Source organism: Croceibacterium atlanticum (genome assembly GCF_001008165.2).
GTDB classification, from domain to species: domain Bacteria; phylum Pseudomonadota; class Alphaproteobacteria; order Sphingomonadales; family Sphingomonadaceae; genus Croceibacterium_C; species Croceibacterium_C atlanticum.
Genome location: NZ_CP011452.2, coordinates 1,840,526 through 1,857,084 on the forward strand (window position 1 = coordinate 1,840,526; position 16,559 = coordinate 1,857,084).

At 62.6% G+C, this 16,559-nt stretch carries 14 protein-coding genes; 6 read left to right on the top strand and 8 right to left on the bottom strand.

Going from position 1 to position 16,559, the window contains the following annotated elements; genetic code table 11:
- Positions 1-6: 6 nt before the first annotated feature.
- Positions 7-336, bottom strand: a complete 330-nt coding sequence (locus tag WYH_RS08780; RefSeq protein WP_046903532.1) for a rhodanese-like domain-containing protein — start codon at positions 334-336, stop codon at positions 7-9.
- Between the two features lie 81 nt (positions 337-417).
- On the opposite strand from WYH_RS08780, the gene WYH_RS08785 reads away from it, so the two are divergent.
- From WYH_RS08785 to WYH_RS08795, 3 genes are read left to right on the top strand one after another with little or no spacing between them, the layout of a single operon-like run.
- Positions 418-1,698: an NAD(P)/FAD-dependent oxidoreductase gene (locus WYH_RS08785; RefSeq protein WP_046903533.1), complete on the top strand. Its 1,281-nt coding sequence runs from the start codon at positions 418-420 to the stop codon at positions 1,696-1,698.
- 12 nt (positions 1,699-1,710) lie between these two features.
- On the top strand, positions 1,711-1,914 hold the full coding sequence (locus WYH_RS08790) for a YgaP family membrane protein (RefSeq protein ID WP_046903534.1): 204 nt from the start codon (positions 1,711-1,713) through the stop codon (positions 1,912-1,914).
- Positions 1,915-1,922: 8 nt separating this feature from the next.
- A complete protein-coding gene (locus WYH_RS08795; protein ID WP_046903535.1) occupies positions 1,923-3,191 on the top strand; it encodes a TolC family protein in 1,269 nt (422 codons plus the stop codon).
- Between the two features lie 9 nt (positions 3,192-3,200).
- Here WYH_RS08795 and WYH_RS08800 read toward each other — a convergent pair whose 3' ends face one another.
- Positions 3,201-4,790 (bottom strand): amino acid ABC transporter ATP-binding/permease protein, encoded by a 1,590-nt coding sequence (locus tag WYH_RS08800; RefSeq protein WP_244877899.1) that lies wholly within the window; start codon positions 4,788-4,790, stop codon positions 3,201-3,203.
- Positions 4,787-6,355: an ABC transporter ATP-binding protein/permease gene (locus WYH_RS08805; protein WP_235979035.1), complete on the bottom strand. Its 1,569-nt coding sequence runs from the start codon at positions 6,353-6,355 to the stop codon at positions 4,787-4,789. The genes WYH_RS08800 and WYH_RS08805 overlap by 4 nt, the downstream gene beginning before the upstream one ends.
- Positions 6,356-6,483: 128 nt before the next feature.
- Between WYH_RS08805 and WYH_RS08810 the strand changes: the two genes are divergently transcribed.
- The 3 genes from WYH_RS08810 to cydX are packed head-to-tail and all read left to right on the top strand — an operon-like array spanning position 6,484 to position 9,366.
- Positions 6,484-8,070 carry a cytochrome ubiquinol oxidase subunit I gene (locus WYH_RS08810; RefSeq protein ID WP_046903536.1) on the top strand — a complete coding sequence of 529 codons (1,587 nt, stop codon included), beginning with the start codon at positions 6,484-6,486 and terminating at the stop codon, positions 8,068-8,070.
- A gap of 17 nt (positions 8,071-8,087) precedes the next feature.
- Positions 8,088-9,239 carry a cytochrome d ubiquinol oxidase subunit II gene (gene cydB, locus WYH_RS08815; RefSeq protein WP_046903537.1) on the top strand — a complete coding sequence of 384 codons (1,152 nt, stop codon included), beginning with the start codon at positions 8,088-8,090 and terminating at the stop codon, positions 9,237-9,239.
- A gap of 10 nt (positions 9,240-9,249) precedes the next feature.
- On the top strand, positions 9,250-9,366 hold the full coding sequence (gene cydX / locus WYH_RS16535; RefSeq protein ID WP_046903538.1) for a cytochrome bd-I oxidase subunit CydX: 117 nt from the start codon (positions 9,250-9,252) through the stop codon (positions 9,364-9,366).
- A gap of 104 nt (positions 9,367-9,470) precedes the next feature.
- Here cydX and WYH_RS08820 read toward each other — a convergent pair whose 3' ends face one another.
- The 5 genes from WYH_RS08820 to WYH_RS08840 form a co-directional block, all read right to left on the bottom strand.
- Positions 9,471-10,772 (bottom strand): UDP-glucose dehydrogenase family protein, encoded by a 1,302-nt coding sequence (locus WYH_RS08820; RefSeq protein WP_046903539.1) that lies wholly within the window; start codon positions 10,770-10,772, stop codon positions 9,471-9,473.
- Positions 10,773-10,973: 201 nt separating this feature from the next.
- Positions 10,974-13,511, bottom strand: a complete 2,538-nt coding sequence (locus tag WYH_RS08825; RefSeq protein ID WP_046903540.1) for a TonB-dependent receptor — start codon at positions 13,509-13,511, stop codon at positions 10,974-10,976.
- 107 nt (positions 13,512-13,618) lie between these two features.
- Entirely contained in the window at positions 13,619-14,314 is a 696-nt protein-coding gene (locus WYH_RS08830; RefSeq protein WP_046903541.1) for a sulfotransferase family protein, read from the bottom strand.
- Positions 14,315-14,441: 127 nt separating this feature from the next.
- On the bottom strand, positions 14,442-15,740 hold the full coding sequence (locus tag WYH_RS08835) for a lipopolysaccharide biosynthesis protein (protein ID WP_053833486.1): 1,299 nt from the start codon (positions 15,738-15,740) through the stop codon (positions 14,442-14,444).
- Positions 15,741-15,793: 53 nt separating this feature from the next.
- Complete coding sequence (locus WYH_RS08840) at positions 15,794-16,486, bottom strand: PIG-L deacetylase family protein (RefSeq protein ID WP_046903543.1); 693 nt, start codon at positions 16,484-16,486, stop codon at positions 15,794-15,796.
- Positions 16,487-16,559: the final 73 nt, after the last annotated feature.

The window sequence follows — 16,559 nt, forward strand, 5'->3', positions numbered from 1 at the left end:
CCTCCATCAGCCTTCCACCGGCATGCCGGCCTTCATCCATGCCCGCATACCACCTGCAAGATGCGCATCCACGCCGGTATCCGCACATTGACGGAGCGCCTGGGCCGACCGGATGCCGCCGGCGCAGATCAGCACGACATTGCAGGGATCCGTATCGGGAAGCCGCGCGGCGTCGAAGCGCGAAAGCGGCAAATTGATCGCGCCGGGCACATGGCCATCGGCGAACTCGGCCGGTTCACGCACATCCACCACGCAGGCCTGACCGCGCTGGATCATGGATTGAAGCTCTTCCGGGGTGACATCCCGGCGTTTTGCCCGCTTGCCGAATCCGAACATCCTGACCTCACTTCGATTTATCACTTGTCTATAGCGTGTATATGTTATATTGGTCAATACGTAATCGAGGAGATGGATGCTATGAGCGAGTCGCATGTCGTCGTGCTGGGCGCCGGCCTGGGTGGCACAATCGCAGCCTACGAGATACGCCAGGCATTGCGCGGCAAGGCGCGCGTCACCGTGGTCAACAAGGGCGAAGATTACTGGTTCGTCCCGTCCAATCCCTGGGTAGCCGTGGGCTGGCGCGAACCGGAGGCGATCCGCGTCCATCTGCCGCCGGTCATGGAAAAGCACGGCATCGCCTTTACCGGCGCCGGTGCGCGCAAGGTCGATCCGGAAAACAACCGCATCGAACTCAATGATGATTCAATAATCGAATATGATTACCTGATCATCGCCACCGGGCCGGAACTCGCTTTCGACGAAATCGAAGGTTTCGGCCCCGAAGGCTTCACCCAGTCCGTGTGCGAAACGCCTCATGCCAAGGCGGCGCATGACGCGTTCGAGGAACTGTGCAAGAACCCCCGCCCGATCGTGGTCGGCGCCGTGCAGGGCGCCTCCTGCTATGGCCCGGCATATGAAACCGCCATGATCCTCGACACCGAACTGAAGCGACGGAAAATCCGCGACAAGGTGCCGATGACCTTCATCACGCCCGAACCCTATATCGGCCATCTGGGGCTGGACGGCGTTGGCGACACCAAGAGCCTGCTGGAAAGCGAAATGCGCGACCGGCACATCAAGTGGATCACCAATGCCAAGGTGACGAGCGTGGAAGACGGCGTCTGCCATGTCGAGGAAGTCAATGAGGACGGATCGACCAAGACCACGCATGATCTGGATTTCGGCTGGGCCATGATGCTGCCCGCATTCCGCGGCGTGAAGGCGCTGATGGGCATAGAAGGCCTGGTCAATCCGCGCGGCTTCGTGATTACCGATAAGCATCAGCGCAATCCGAAATATCCGAATGTCTTCGGCCTCGGCGTTTGCATAGCCATTCCGCCCGTGGGCCCCACCCCGCTGCCTGTCGGCGTGCCCAAGACCGGCTTCATGATCGAAAGCATGGTAACCGCCATCGCGGAGAACCTGAAAGAGATCCTGAACGGCGCGGAACCGACGCATGAAGCGTCGTGGAACGCGATCTGCCTGGCCGATTTCGGCGATGGCGGCGTGGCCTTTGTCGCCATACCGCAGATCCCGCCGCGCAACACCAACTGGGCAAGCGAAGGCAAGTGGGTCCATCTCGCCAAGATCGGATTCGAAAAATACTTCCTGCGCAAGGTGCGCCGGGGCGAAAGCGAACCCTTCTACGAAAAGCTTGCCCTGCATGTGCTGGGCGTGAAGAAACTGCGTTTCGACTGAGGAGATGATGCGATGAATCTCGACCGTGCCGTTATGGCCTTTGCCGGCATCGTTGTGCTGGCCAGCGCGATCCTCTCCATTACCGTCCACCCCTGGTGGATCGCTCTCACCATCTTTGCCGGTTTGAACATGCTGCAGGCCAGCTTCACCGGCTTTTGCCCGGCGGCGATGGTCTTCCGCGCGCTGGGCGTGCGGCAGGGCACGGCATTCCGCTGAGCCCGGCCATGCGTCGCAAGCTGATCCTGCTTACAGCCACCGCCACATTTGCGCTGCCGCTGAATGCGGCGGCGCAATCGCTGGATGAAACCATCGCGGCGAGCATGGCCAATTCGCCCACCCTTGCCGCCGCCCGCGCGCGCGAAGATGCGGCCGACGCCGCCGTGAAGCAGGCCCGCGCAGAACGGATGCCCCAGGCCAGCGTGGAAGGGCAGATCGGCACCGGCAGGCTGAATCCCAAGGGCTATTTCGGCCTCAGCGCCGACGATGTCACGCCCCGGTCGGCGCAGGCGACAGTGGAATTGCCGATCTTCACCGGCGGCAAGATCGGTTCCGCCGTGCGGCAGGCGAAAGGCGGCGCGGAAATTGCCGAGCTGGCGACATATTCGACCATGCTCGATCTCCGCCTGCAGGTGGTGCGCAGCTTCACCAATGCCCTGTCCGCCAAGGAAGAAGTCAAAAGCTATTCCGCATTGCAGGCATCGCTGGCCGAAGTTCTGCGGCAGGCGAAACTGTCCTTCAACGCTGGCGGCGCGACCGCGACCGACGTGGCCCAGGCCGAGGCACGACTGGCGGAAGCGGAAGCCGGGCTTGCCCGGGCGCAAGGCAATCTGGCCGCCGGGATGGGCCGGCTGGAAGCGCTGGCAGGCGAAAGGATCGACCCCAGCGGCGATCTGCCGCCGCCGCCCGAAACACCGGCCGATCTCGACGCGTCGGTGGAACTTGCGGTGCTGGACAATCCGCAGGTGGAACAGGCCCGGCGCGCAGCCGATATTGCCCATGCCGGGGTTTCAGCGGCCAGGGCCGAATATCTGCCCGACGTCGGACTTTATGCCGAAGCGGCGAGCGTGCGGGACCAGTTCTTCCCCGGCTATACCGCAGATAGCGCCAGTGTCGGCGTGCGCGGCCGCTGGACCTTCTTCAGTGGCGGCCGCACCGGCGCCAAGGTGACTGGCGCCGAAGCCAATGAACGGGCTGCGCTGGCCGATATCCGGGCGGCGGAGCTTGAGGTCCGGACAGCGGCAATCCAGAGTTTCGAGGCCCTGCGTGCGGCAACGCTGATGCGCATCGCGGCGGACAAGCGGGTGGCGGCCACGCAAGAGGCGCTGCGCGGTACCCGGCTGGAAGTGGAAGTGGGGGCCAAGCCGCAGCTGGCCCTGCTCGATGCGGAGCGGGAAGCTATTGCCGCGCGCGTGGCGCAGATCGACGCCGCCGGGCAGGTGCTTGTCGCCGCCTATACCTTGCGCGCCGTGACGGGGATGGACGGCGCGCCCTGACAGCGCGCTCTACAGCCGGACCAGTTTTCCGATCTCAAGGGCCCGCCTCGTCAGCGAGAGCGGATGCCGGCGATGCGATACAAGGATCAGCCCGGTCCCGGTTTCGTCCAGCCAGCGCCCCAGCGCGGCAATCAGCGCCTGTTCCGTTTCCGGGTCGAGCCCCTCGGTCGGCTCGTCCAGCAGCAGCCATGGGCGGCCGGCCAGTATCGCGCGGGCGAGCGAAAGGCGCTTGCGCTCTCCACCCGACAATATGCCGCCGGCTTCCCCCAGCCGGGTTTCCAGCTTTTCCGGCGCTCGGGAAATCCGATCCGCCAATTGCGCCACTTCCAGCGCGCGCCACATTGCATCATCATCCACCCCGGGGCGCGCAAGGCGGAGATTGTCGGCAATGGTTCCCGCCAGCATCGGGGCATCCTGCGGGGAAAGGGCAAATTGCATACACAACGCGTCGGCGCTGCACAGGGCAAGCAATTGGCCGTCGAGTTCCACCGGCACTTGCAGGGCGCGCATACCCGCCAGCGCTTCCAACACCATGGTCTTGCCCGAACCGGAAATGCCGGTGATCGCCAGCCGCGCGCCCGGTTCCAGAACCATGTCGCCGAATTTGAGCGTGGCCGCTTCTTTCCTTGCCGCGCCCTGAACCGGCGCATCGGCCAGTTCCTGCAAGGCGGCGATCCGCCGCAGCCCTTCCCGCACTGTCGCGCCGCGGAACACGCTGCGGGCGAAGGATCCCATCGCCTCTATCGCAGCCGATGCTGCCAGCAGCGCCAAGGCAAGGATTGGCGCCTCCGCCGTGGAGGTGACAAGCACGGCCGCCACTGCCAGCGCGCCATAGCCAAGCAGGAAACCGGCCATCGCCGCTTCGGCGCGGAACAGGCGGGCGTGGGCTGCATCCAGCCGGGCAGCGATCGGGAAGAGTTCCGCCGTCACCCGGTCAGCCAGCCCATAGGCGGCGATTTCGGATCGGGCGCCCGCGAAATCGACATAGCGAATGCGCAATTCGCCCAGCGCCTCTGCCGCATCATGCGCGGGCCGGTCCGTCAGGCGGCGCGCCATTTCGCGCAGCAGGAAAGGCAGCGCGGCGAGCATCAGCGCCAGAAGCACCGCGGGCAACCATCCGGCCATTGCCGTGAGCACCAGCCCCGCAATGGCGGCGACAACACTTGCCTGCCGTGCGGGCCGCCGGACCACCAGATCCTCCAGCGCCTGGATGTCGCCGATCAGGCGCGCACTTGCATCGCCGCCAGACATGTCTGGCGCATTGCGGCTATCCTGCGCCGACAGCCGGGCGAAGAGCCGGCCGCGCAATTCCGCCATGCCCAGCAATGCACCCTGGTGCGACCAGATCCGTTCGCCATAGCGTGAGACGGTGCGCAGAATGGCCAGCAGGCGGATGGAAGCGCTGGGGATCAGATAGTTGAAACCCAGCACCGCGGCAGGACCGGCCACGCCCGCAATGGCGGCACCTGTCAGAAACCAGCCGGAAACCGCCAGCAGCAGGATGGAAGACAAGGCGGCCACCGAAGCGGAAATCCCCCCCAGCAACACCAGCCGCCGCGTTTCGCGCGTCATCCCCGCCAGATCGAGCAGTGGCTTCACAGTGCCAGCTCCACACGCGCCGCATCGGCGACCAGCGGATCATGCGTTGCGGCCAGCACGCAGCGTTCCCGCGCCAGATCGGTGAGAAGCGCGATTATGGCCTGTGCGCTTTCCGGATCGAGATCGGCCGTCGGTTCATCGCACAGCAGCAGGGGCCGCCCGGACAAAATCGCACGGGCAAGGCCGATGCGCCGCCTTTCCCCGCCCGACAGGCCGGCCCCCGCATGATCGACCGGCAGGGCCAGCCCGCCGCGCCGATCCAGCACCGGGCCCAGCCCCACCCGTTCCGCCACTGCGCGAATCTCTGCTTCAGATGCGCCGGGCGCGGCCAGTGCGATATTTTCCGCCAGCGTTCCGGGCAGCAGCAAGGGCCGCTGCGCTGCCCAGGCGACCTGCGCCGGATCGGGCGCATCGCCCGATATTGTCGTGACCCGGCCCGCAGCGGGATCGATCTGCCCCGCGATTGCCGCCAGTGTAGTAGTCTTGCCGCTGCCCGTCGGCCCCAGCAGAACGCCGAAATCATTTGCGGACAATTCCATGTCCAGCGGCCCGACTTTTCCGCCCGGCCATTCCAGCACCAACCCGCGCAGCCACAATCCGTCGAACCCTCCCCGCTCAGGCGCACCGTCACGCGGCGATGCCTCGCCCGCCTCCTTCTCCGGCAATGCCTCTGCCAGGGCGCTTTCCGCCGCTTCGCCCAATTGCTTTTCGTGATAGGCCGCCGCCAGCCGCCGCATGGGCAGATAGAATTCCGGCGCCATGGCAAGCGCGAAAAAGGCCGGCACCAGGGTCAATTGCTCGGGCGGATCGAAGGGCAACAGGCCAAGCAGGGAAAAACCGCAATAGACCGCGACCAGAGCCACGGCGAGGGCCGAGAAAAACTCCAGCACGGCGCCGGAAATGAAGGCCACGCGCAAAACGCGGATCGTCCGTTCGGCAACGTCGCGTGTGGCAAGTTTCACCTGCCGCACGATCCGTTCCTCCGCCCCGAAATGGCGGATCAGCGGCAAGTTCCGCACCCGGTCCACGAAGAGGCCTGACAGCGAAGCAAGAGCCGCCAGCTGCCGGTCCGATGCGCGGCGCGCCGCCGTGCCCGCCAGGATCATGCCGAAGATAAAGGGCAGCAGCGTGCCGATCATGATCAGCGCCGCCACCCAGCTGGCAAATGCCACGATCCCCACAACCATGACCGGACCCAATGCGGCCGCCAGTCGCGACGGGGCGAACCGGGAATCATGGTCTTCTATCGCCTGAACATGATCGATCGCCAGAGTCGCGCTTTCCCCTGAAAGCACCGGCCGGGGCAGCTGGCCAGCCAGCAGGTGGCGCCAGACACGCCCTCTCACTTCGTGGATGTGACGCTGCGCCGCCCTGATCGCATGGCCGTGGACCAGATATACGGCAAGCGCGCGCACCGCCGCACCGGCCACTATCAGCACGAGTGAAATATAAGGAAATTCAACACTTTCCAGATGGCCGCCAATGGCTGACGCAATACCCCAGGCGAACATTGCGGCGCCTGCAATATCCAGCAGCCAGAACAATCCGGAGGTCTTGGGATTCAAATTTCTGAAACCATGTAACTGTTATGCTTGACTCATATAAAGGCGGAGCGTAGCGCTCTTCATCAGGAACTCCATATATTCGGCGCTATCCTTCGGAACCGCCGGGTGACAACCCCAAAGAGGTCCTCATGGTAGACATGGCAGTGGTCGAGTTGTCGCGATTGCAGTTCGCGCTGACCGCATTGTATCACTTTCTCTTCGTCCCGCTCACTCTGGGCCTCTCCTTCATCCTGGTGATCATGGAGAGTGTCTATGTGATGACCAACCGCCCGATCTGGCGCGACATAACGCGCTTCTGGTCCAAGCTGTTCGGCATCAACTTCGTATTGGGCGTTGCCACCGGGCTCACCATGGAGTTCGAATTCGGGACCAACTGGTCCTATTATTCCCATTACGTGGGCGATATTTTCGGCGCCCCGCTCGCCATTGAAGGGCTGATGGCCTTCTTCCTGGAAGCGACCTTTGTCGGGATCATGTTCTTCGGATGGGATCGCCTGTCCAAGCGCGGGCACCTGTTCGCCACTTTCATGGTCGCGCTGGGTTCCAACCTTTCCGCCCTGTGGATCCTCATCGCCAATGGCTGGATGCAGAACCCGGCCGGTTCGCGCTTCAATCCCGAAACCATGCGGATGGAAGTTACCAGCTTCTTCGAAGTGCTGTTCAACCCGGTTGCGCAGGCCAAGTTCGTGCACACGGTCAGCGCCGGCTATGTCACGGCCAGCGTCTTCGTGGTGGGCGTTTCCGCCTGGTATCTGCTGAAGGGCCGGCATGTCGAATTTGCCAAGCGCAGCCTGACCGTGGCCGCCGCATTCGGCCTTGCCTCCTCCCTCTCTGTCGTCGTTCTGGGGGATGAAAGCGGCTATGCCCTGACTGAAAACCAGAAGATGAAACTCGCCGCGATCGAAGGCATGTGGGAAACCGAAGAGGCCCCCGCCGGCCTTTCCCTGTTCGGCCTGCCGTCCAATACCGGCCGCGAAACCCGTTATGAAATCAAGGTTCCCTATGTCCTGGGCCTCATTTCCACCCGCAGCCTGACGGGCGAAGTCACCGGCATCAACGAGCTGGTGCTCAATGCAGACGAACGCATCCGCAACGGGCTGAAGGCCTATGCCGCGGTGGAGACGCTGAAGCAGGATCGCAACGATCTGGCCGCACGCGAAGCCTATGAAAGATCGAAGGACGATCTGGGTTACGCCTTGCTGCTGAAGCGCTTCACGGATGATCCGCTGAGCGCAGATGATGAAACCATCATGCGCGCGGCATGGTCCACCGTGCCCAATGTGCCGGTGCTGTTCTGGCTGTTCCGCATCATGGCCGGGCTGGGCTTCTTCTTCATCGCCTTCTTCGCTGTGGCCTTCTGGTGCGCGACGAAGCAGTGTTTCGACCGGAAATGGTTCCTGCGCACGGCGGTGCTGATCATCCCCCTGCCCTGGCTGGCCGCGGAAATCGGCTGGGTCGTGGCAGAGGTCGGGCGCCAGCCATGGGCCGTTGAAGGCGTGCTGCCCACCTTCCTGGGTGCATCCAGCCTCAGCGTTTCGCAGATCTGGACGACCATTGCCGGTTTCACCCTGATCTATGGCACGCTGGCCGTGATCGAGGTCCGGCTGATGCTGGCCGCGATACGCAAGGGCCCCGAACGTTACGAACCCTGGCGGGGTGAACGATCCGCAGCCTCTGAAGGCGGTGCCGTTCCCACTGCCGTTCCGGCCGAATAAAGCGAGGAGACGAGACCATGCCCCCGGTACCTCTCGACTATGAAACCCTGCGCGTCATCTGGTGGCTGCTGCTGGGCATCCTGCTGATCGGTTTCGCCCTGACCGACGGGTTCGACCTCGGCACGGCCGCCCTGCTGCCCTTTATCGGGCAGAACGATCTGGAACGCAGGCAGGTGATCAACACGATCGGCGCGACCTGGGAAGGCAACCAGGTCTGGTTCATCCTGGGCGGCGGCGCGATCTTCGCCGCCTGGCCTTTTGTCTATGCCGTCAGCTTTTCCGGCTTCTATCTTGCCATGTTCCTGGTTCTGGCAGCGCTGATATTGCGACCTGTCGGGTTCAAATATCGTTCCAAGAAACCCGATCCGGCATGGCGCAACCGCTGGGACTGGGCGCTGTTCGTGGGCGGCTTCGTGCCCGCGCTGGTCTTTGGCGTGGCGGTGGGCAATGTCCTGCTGGGCGCCCCCTTCCGGTTCGACAGCGATCTGCGCACCTTCTTCGAAGGCGGGCTGCTGGATCTGTTCACGCCGTTCAGCCTGCTGACCGGGCTGCTTTCCGTCACCATGATCGTGCTGCACGGCGCGGGCTGGCTGTCGATCAAGCTGGAACCGGGCAAGGTGCTGGATCGCGCCCGCAAATGGGGCCAGATCGCCGCATTGCTTTCCATTCTGCTGTTCGTGGCTGGCGGGCTTTATGTCGCATTCGGCGATATCGGCTATCGCCAGACAGGCCTGGTAGATCCATCCGGCCCGTCCAATCCCATGCTGACCGGGACGGAAGCGGCCCCGGGCGGCTGGCTGGACAATTACGGCAGATATCCCTGGATGATCATCGCCCCCGTGCTTGGCCTGCTGGGCCCGCTGGTCGCGCTGCTGGGCATTCGCGGGCGGAAGGATCAGCTGGTCCTGGCCGGTTCATCCATTGCCAATATCGGCATCATTTCGACTGTCGGCCTGTCAATGTTCCCGTTCATCCTGCCCAGTTCGATCGATCCGGCATCCAGCCTGACCGTGTGGAACGCATCGTCCAGCCCGGGAACCCTGTTCGTGATGCTGGTGGTCACGGCCATCTTTCTGCCGATCATCCTGCTTTACACTGCCTGGGCATACAGGGTCATGTTCGGCCGGGTCGGCGAAGATGAAACCCGCAACAATCCCGACTTCTACTGAGGAGCAAGCCATGTGGTATTTTTCATGGGTGCTGGGCGTTGGCCTCGCCGTCGGTTTCGGCATCCTCAACGGCATCTGGCACGAATTCCAGTCTGACGGGACGGACGAAACCTCCGTCCTCGACTGACCGGCTCATATGCAAAGACCGGGAGGCCGCGAAGCCCCCCGGTCCCTCTCCTTCAACCTTCCCGGCGGGGCGGGCAGGCAACCGCCCGCCCCGCCGCAATCCGGTCAGCGGCCAATGCCGCTATAGCTCAGGCCATACATTTCGACATCGGCGCGGTCATAGACATTGCGCAGGTCCACCAGCACGGGCTGCTTGAGAATGCGGGCCATCCGCTTCAGGTCCAGCGCCCGCAATTCGTCCCATTCGGTCACGATGGCGGCACAATCGGCACCTTCCATGGCTTCATAGGGCGTGCTGCAATATTCGACATTGTCGAGCACCAGCCTGGCCTGTTCCACGCCTTCCGGATCATAGGCACGCACCGTCGCCCCGGCATCCTGCAATGTGCGGATGATCGAGATGGACGGGGAATCGCGCATGTCGTCCGTGTTCGGCTTGAAGGTCAGGCCCAGTATTGCAACTGTCTTGTCCCGTGCATCGCCGCCAAGCGCGGCCACGATCTTGCGGCCCATCGCCCGCTTGCGATTGTCATTCACGGAAACAACCGCTTCGACGATGCGCTGCGGCGCGTCATAATCCTGCGAGGTCTTGAGCAGGGCCAGCGTATCCTTGGGGAAGCAGCTGCCGCCATAGCCCGGCCCGGCATGGAGGAATTTCGGGCCGATCCGGTTATCCAGGCCGATGCCGCGCGCCACGTCCTGCACATCCCCGCCAACCTTTTCACAAAGATCGGCCATCTCGTTGATGAAAGTGATCTTCGTCGCCAGGAAGGCGTTGCCGGCATATTTGGTCAGTTCCGCCGAACGGCGGCTCATTTCCACGATCGGCGACTTGTTGAGGTAAAGCGGGCGGTAAATCTGCCGCATCACCTGTCTCGCGCGTTCATCCTCCGCACCGATCACGATCCGGTCCGGGCGCTTGAAATCTTCGATAGCCGCGCCTTCGCGCAGGAATTCGGGATTGGAAACCACGGCGAAAGCCGCATCGGGGTTGGTCTGGCGGATGATCCGTTCCACCTCGTCACCCGTGCCGACCGGCACGGTGGATTTGTCCACCACGACGGTAAAGCCCTGTATGGCGCGCGCGATTTCTTCCGCAGCGCCATAGACATAGGAAAGGTCCGCATGCCCATCGCCGCGGCGCGAAGGCGTGCCCACGGCAATGAATACCGCATCCGCATCGGCAACCGCAGGGGCCAGTTCGGTGGTGAAGCTGAGGCGGCCCGCTTCGACATTATTGGCGACCAGCTGTTCCAGGCCCGGTTCGTAGATCGGGATCTTCCCGTTCTTCAGCGCCTCGATCTTGCCGGCATCCTTGTCGACGCAGATCACGTCATGTCCAAAATCGGCGAAACATGCCCCCGATACCAGGCCGACATATCCAGAGCCGATCATTGTTACACGCATTTGACCCCCTTAAGGATTGATTCTGCACTGCAGCACCGGGCGTGCTTAGGCCAGATTCCTTAAAGGAAAAAGGACACTGGTCGCGAGAATGGCACTGGCAGACGAGCTAGCACCGAATTGCCGCAACGCCCGAAAGATATAGCTTCGATAATCTCCGTCCGTTCATCGGCGCGGCGCCTTCTTCATCGGCGCGCTATCGCCTTACCCGCCGAAACGGAAGCTGGCGGAAACCCCGTAATAGCGCGGGGCACCGGCGATGAAGGTCGGCAGGCCAAGGCTGTCTCCCGTATTGCCGGCATCGATAATGTATTTCTCGTCAAACAGGTTCTCGACATGGAATTCGAGACGCCAGCTATCGTCCAGCGAATAGCCAAGCCGCGCATTCACCAGCGCATAGCCGTCCTGGAATTCGTCCACGATATTGTCCGCCACCAGCGTTGCCGGCGGCTGTTGCAGGTCCGCGCGGTCATTATCGTCATCGAAGAAGACCCTGGACTGCCAGGTCAGCGTGGGGGAAAACTCGATCCGCCCCGGCCCGGCGGGCAGGGAAACAATGGCGCCGAACGAAAGGCTGTGATCCGGCGAAAGGCGGAACCTGTTGCCATCCCGCGCCCCGGCCTGAAAACGGCTGTGATTATAAGCATAAGTGCCGAACAAGCTCAGTGCGCTGCCGGGCACGTAACGCAGCTGGCCTTCGAAGCCATAGCTTTCCGCCTTGCCCGCATTAGTGGTGACGAATTGCGTGCCCTGCTGCACCGTCGTTTGGAAATTGTCATACTGGTAGAAGAACGCCGCACCATCCACGAACAATGTGCGGTCTGCCAGCGCGGTCTTTGCGCCCAGTTCCAGACTATCGACCGTTTCGGACGGCAGCACGTCGAAATCCGTCGCCCCGAACGGCACGCCCGGCCCCGCCGGCGACAGGATTTCCGGGCGCCGACCACGGGCATAAGTGGCATAAAGGCTGGTATCGGCGCCCGGCATGTAGCGGGCCGTCAGCCGCCATGAAAATCCGCCGCCGTCATAATGGGCCGTCTCAGTGGCACCGTTCCCGGCAGTAGGCTGGGTGGCCAGACCGAATAGCGGCACGGGATAGCCCGCCGACGGAGGAATGCCTGCCGCACCATTCATGGCGAGGCCTTGCAGCAAGGCAGTGCGGTCCGGTTCCGTCAGCCCCAGCGCGCCGATGAAGCCGCCGAGGATGGAACGGCCATTCACTACGGAGGCGGTGTAGCTGCTGCGCTTGTCATCATGGCTGTAGCGCAGCCCGCCGCCAATCTCGAACCGGTCGGACAGTTCCACACTGATGTCCCCGAACAGGTCGAATGCGTCCGTCCGCGATCCGTCGGCCGAATTTTCCACATGCCCCGGTTTGAGATTGGCCGAGATGCCCTGTGCCACCAGCGGGTGCAGCGGCACCCCCCGCACATCCGCAACACCCTGCAACAGCATTTGGGTAAAGCCCATATCGTCGAACAGGGGCAGCGGCGCCGGGTCGCTTGCCGGGCGGCCGGGTATTGCGCCGCCGCCATTCAGCGCCCCGGCCAGCTGCGCCAGCATTATCCGTTCGTCAAACTGGACGGTCGCTTCCCGCGCGCCCTTCTCCCGGAAATAGCTCACGCCCAGAAAAGCCGAAACCGGACCGTCATCGAAACTGATACGCAAATCCTGGCTGAACTGCTTGCCATATGCGTTTTCCGACGCGGTGAGGCCGGGCAGTGAAATGCCGTCCCCATCGAAGACTTCGCGGGAATCGAACCGGCGATAGGCGGTGATGCTCTTGAGCGAGAAACGATCGTTCAGTTCGTAATCTGCGATAGCTGTAACGCCCCGGACCTTGCGATCCAGCCCCAGCCTTTCACCATCGGGGAACCCGTCCGACGCGGCAAGCGCGGCTCCGCTATTCCGGCCTGCATCCCCCAGCAGCGCGCCGGTTTCCGGGTCAGTCGGGTTATAGGTGGTGGATTTGAAACCCGTGCCCGCCGGTTCATCCCTCTGGTAGTTTCCGATCAGGTCGAATGTCAGGCGGTCTGTCCCGGCACGGAAGGAACCGCGCAGCGCCGCGGTATCGGCGGAATTGAAATCCGCCCCGCCAAGCAGGTTTTCAACATAACCGCCGCGTTCGCGGATCCGCCCGGCAAGCCGAACGGCCGCCACATCCCCGATCGGGGCGTTGACCATGCCTTCGAACAGGGTGGCATCGTAATTGCCATAGGACAGCTTGCCCGACAGTTCATGCCGTCCGACATGCGCCTTGTTCTGGATGAGATTGACCGCGCCGATCAGCGCGCCCCGCCCATACAGCGTGGATTGCGGCCCCTTGGCGATCTCTATCCGTTCGAGATCGAACAGTTCGACATAGGAACCGCGCGATTTGGAGATGGAAACGCCGTCCTGATAGACTGATACGCGCGGTTCGGTCGTGGCCGCACCGCTGTCCGACGTGATGCCGCGCATCACGAAGCCGGGATTGTTGGGCGACTGGTTCTGGACTGCAAAACCCGGCACGAAGCGGGAAAGCTCGGCAAATTCCAGCAGGCCGAACCGCTCCATCTGCTCACCATCCAGCACGCTCAGCGCCATGGGCACATCGGCCGGATCCTGTTCCCGCAATTGCGCGGTGACGACGATCACCCCTTCATTGGCAAGGGGATCTTCACTGGGATTGGCGGCCTGCGCGGCCGTGGCGGCAAAAGCCAGAACGCTGGTGGCAGCCAGCGCGATCGGACGGGAAGTCATCAAGCAACGCATCTCGATTTTGCTGCTAATGCGAATGAATGAACGAAGCGTTCAGCCATCACGCATTATGAAATCATTCGGCGAATACAGCCGAGCCCGGCCGCGGGTCAGAGCAATCCGAACGCCTCCGCCTTGCGCATGCACAGATTTGCCAAACGTTTCGCGCGTGAAGGCGGGCGACTGCGATTGGCGTGGGGGAATGCCTCTTCAGGCACGGCCGCACCGATGAAATCGCACAATTCAGGCCATCCATCGCCGGTTTCCCAGCACAGCACCTTTACACGGTTGCCCAGATATTCCTGCACTTCCGCATTGTGCCGGCGGTAGAATTCCAAATGCTGTTCGCGCGCATTTTCAGGATAGCGCCAGCCATAGGCCAGTTTGCGCGCATTCCTGAATGGGCGGGACTGGCGCGAATGCCTGGCCAGACTGTCGAACCATATTTCCGGGCTGCGCCGGATGGTCAGCAGGAACTGCGCATCGGGATAACGCTCCGCCAGTTCCCGATACATCAGCGGATAAGGCCAATCGTCGAAACTGTCATGCGCGTCGATTACCGCCCAGACCTCGTCCATCTGGCCCGAACGATAGGCCTTTAGAAGATCAAGCCGGTAGCCCATGTGGCGATAGCCGAGCTTTTCCATGCAAGCCGCAAGACTGGTCGTGCCTGTCTTGTTCAGGCCGACCCCGAAGACCTTCCGCCGGGCCACGCCGGTTTGCCCGGCTGGCGGGCTTTCCGGTTTCCGCCCGCCTTCCGGCGGCATGACGAAATCATCGTTCTTCATTTCGGCGGCGTAGCTCACTCAAATCCCTTTCGCGGATCACCCCTGCAACCACCGGCCTGCAATCACGGCCCGCATCGACCCAAGCCATATAAGCCAGACAAAGGTAAACCACGGATTTAAATGTTATTTCTAGGAGTAATGGCGGTCAGTCTCCTGCTTGCGTCACGCCGCCAATGCGTTGCCGGATCAGGCGCAGCCACGCGATATCCATCCACAATGCGGTCGTCGCTGCGAAGGCAATATGCGAAAGGTTGGCCCCCATTGCCCCGTAGCGGGGGATGAGCAGAAGTGCGCAAATGAAGAAGAGGATCGTTGCGACAAGGGAGCTTCGCAGCACCACGCCCGGCCGCCCCATGGACAGGAGGATAGAACGCGAGGGAGCCGCGTGCATGATCAAGGTCACGGCGAATAGCTGCGCCACGAGCAGCGGCCCGACCTGCCCGTAATCCTGCCCCATGGCCAGTTCCACCAGATCCTGCCCGACCAGAGCCGCCGCGATGATCGCCAGAACGCCAAGCCCGCTAAGTATCAACTGCACATTATGCGTGAGCCGCCGCAGCTTCTTGTATTTCCCCTCGCTCCAGAAGCGCGCCATCTGGGGATAGAGCACTGCCTGGGTGTGCGCACCAACTTGCTGGGCGACCTTCGCCAGCCGTTTCGCGACGTGGTAGAAGCCTGCTGAACTGGGCCCGGCGAGAGCGCCGACCAGCAACACGTCCGCTTCCTGAGTCATCGTGCGCAGGGTCATGGAAAGATTGGTCGACCACGCAAAGCCGATAAAGCCCGGAAAATCGCGCGGCAGGTTACGCGGCGTTTCCTTGAGCGGGCTGGATATCCCCTCTTCCCGCAAGGCTTTCCAGCCAAGCGCCATGATAATGGTCGAAGTCGTCAGCTGGGCAATTGCCCAGGCAATCATGAAGCCGGTGACGGTGGGCCAGTAATACCAGCAGAACAGCGCAAGAGGTATGCGAACGACCTGCCCGATCGGCTGGCTGTAGGCGATCTGCTTGAATCGCCCGGCCATGCGCAAGGCCGCCGTGGTCCAGCCCGACAGGTTGAACAGCACGCAGACGGAATAGATCGCCACCAGGTGCAGATATTCTGCATCGAGTCCAAACAGCGACCCAAGAGCCGCAGCCGCAGCCACGGCGCCAAACGCCGCCGTGAATGCCGCTGCCAGATCGAGAAGTATGCCGTAGAGATAGAGCCGCGGAAGCTTGGCACGATCACCACCCTCCAGATTGCTGGCAAAGCGGATCAGCGGCTGCCACGATTCGAAGCGGACAAAACGTTCGACCAGCCGGACATAGGTTATGACCAGCACGAATATGCCGAACAGTTCTGTCTCCAGCGCCCGGCCGACGATGGCCAGGCTGACCAGTGCCATAACATTGCTGATGGCATTCCCGGACAGCAAATGGCCGATATTGCGGAAATGACCCATTGTTGCAGAGCCTTTTCCAGCTCTTAACAATCGCTGGATCCTTTCCATGGCGATCAGTTACCCCGCCAGATCTGGCGTATGGCCATGAAGGCTTCCGCTGCGGGGCAATAGACGGTCGAACCGCGCATCACCGCCAATGCCCGTATGGTTTCGAGCGAGCGTTCATCGGGTGCAGCCTTCATCTGCGATTCGAACATCGCGAAGCTGTCCAGCTTGGTTTCGAGATAATCGCCGATATCGACATAGGTATCGGGCATGAAAGCCGGGGTCGTGCCGGCGGCATACCAATTGGTTTCGGACAGCGTTTCGTAAGCAAGGACACGGGCCGGTGCGGCGGCACTGCGCGGCCGCGCCCAGACCATGGAAGAAGTGAATACGATCTGGTGATCGAGGTGGATATCGCCGATAAAGGGAACAAACAGCGTGTCGGGCGCAATTTCGGACAGGCAGGCACCGATACGGGCATTCACCTCCGACGCGGGGAGCGTGTCGAGCGCGGCGGCCGGAAGATCCAGCCTGTGGGTCCGCGCCACGCCGAGCAGGGCATGGGCGCGATCCGCCTCGGCCATGACCTGATCCATATATTCCCTTGAAAAGGCAGGTTCCTGCCCGCGCGTCACGATAACGACATGTACTTCCGCGCCCTGTGCGGCCAGCCGTGCCATGGTGCCGCCGCAACCGAGAACCTCGTCATCGGGATGGGGGGCGACCACTGCCACACGTCTTGCCAGGGAAAGGTCGCTCATCCAATTATTCTCCCGCCGGGAAGGCCTGGTGCAATTCTGGCGGACCATGCCGGTCCAGCCCATTCGCACCGCA

Bases quoted from the DNA above. Each gene is read 5' to 3' on its own strand.
- WYH_RS08780 (WP_046903532.1), bottom strand. From the start codon at position 336: ATGTTCGGATTCGGCAAGCGGGCAAAACGCCGGGATGTCACCCCGGAA.
- WYH_RS08785 (WP_046903533.1), top strand. From the start codon at position 418: ATGAGCGAGTCGCATGTCGTCGTGCTGGGCGCCGGCCTGGGTGGCACA.
- WYH_RS08790 (WP_046903534.1), top strand. From the start codon at position 1,711: ATGAATCTCGACCGTGCCGTTATGGCCTTTGCCGGCATCGTTGTGCTG.
- WYH_RS08795 (WP_046903535.1), top strand. From the start codon at position 1,923: ATGCGTCGCAAGCTGATCCTGCTTACAGCCACCGCCACATTTGCGCTG.
- WYH_RS08810 (WP_046903536.1), top strand. From the start codon at position 6,484: ATGGTAGACATGGCAGTGGTCGAGTTGTCGCGATTGCAGTTCGCGCTG.
- cydB (WP_046903537.1), top strand. From the start codon at position 8,088: ATGCCCCCGGTACCTCTCGACTATGAAACCCTGCGCGTCATCTGGTGG.
- cydX (WP_046903538.1), top strand. From the start codon at position 9,250: ATGTGGTATTTTTCATGGGTGCTGGGCGTTGGCCTCGCCGTCGGTTTC.
- WYH_RS08820 (WP_046903539.1), bottom strand. From the start codon at position 10,772: ATGCGTGTAACAATGATCGGCTCTGGATATGTCGGCCTGGTATCGGGG.
- WYH_RS08825 (WP_046903540.1), bottom strand. From the start codon at position 13,511: ATGACTTCCCGTCCGATCGCGCTGGCTGCCACCAGCGTTCTGGCTTTT.
- WYH_RS08835 (WP_053833486.1), bottom strand. From the start codon at position 15,740: ATGGGTCATTTCCGCAATATCGGCCATTTGCTGTCCGGGAATGCCATC.
- WYH_RS08840 (WP_046903543.1), bottom strand. From the start codon at position 16,486: ATGAGCGACCTTTCCCTGGCAAGACGTGTGGCAGTGGTCGCCCCCCAT.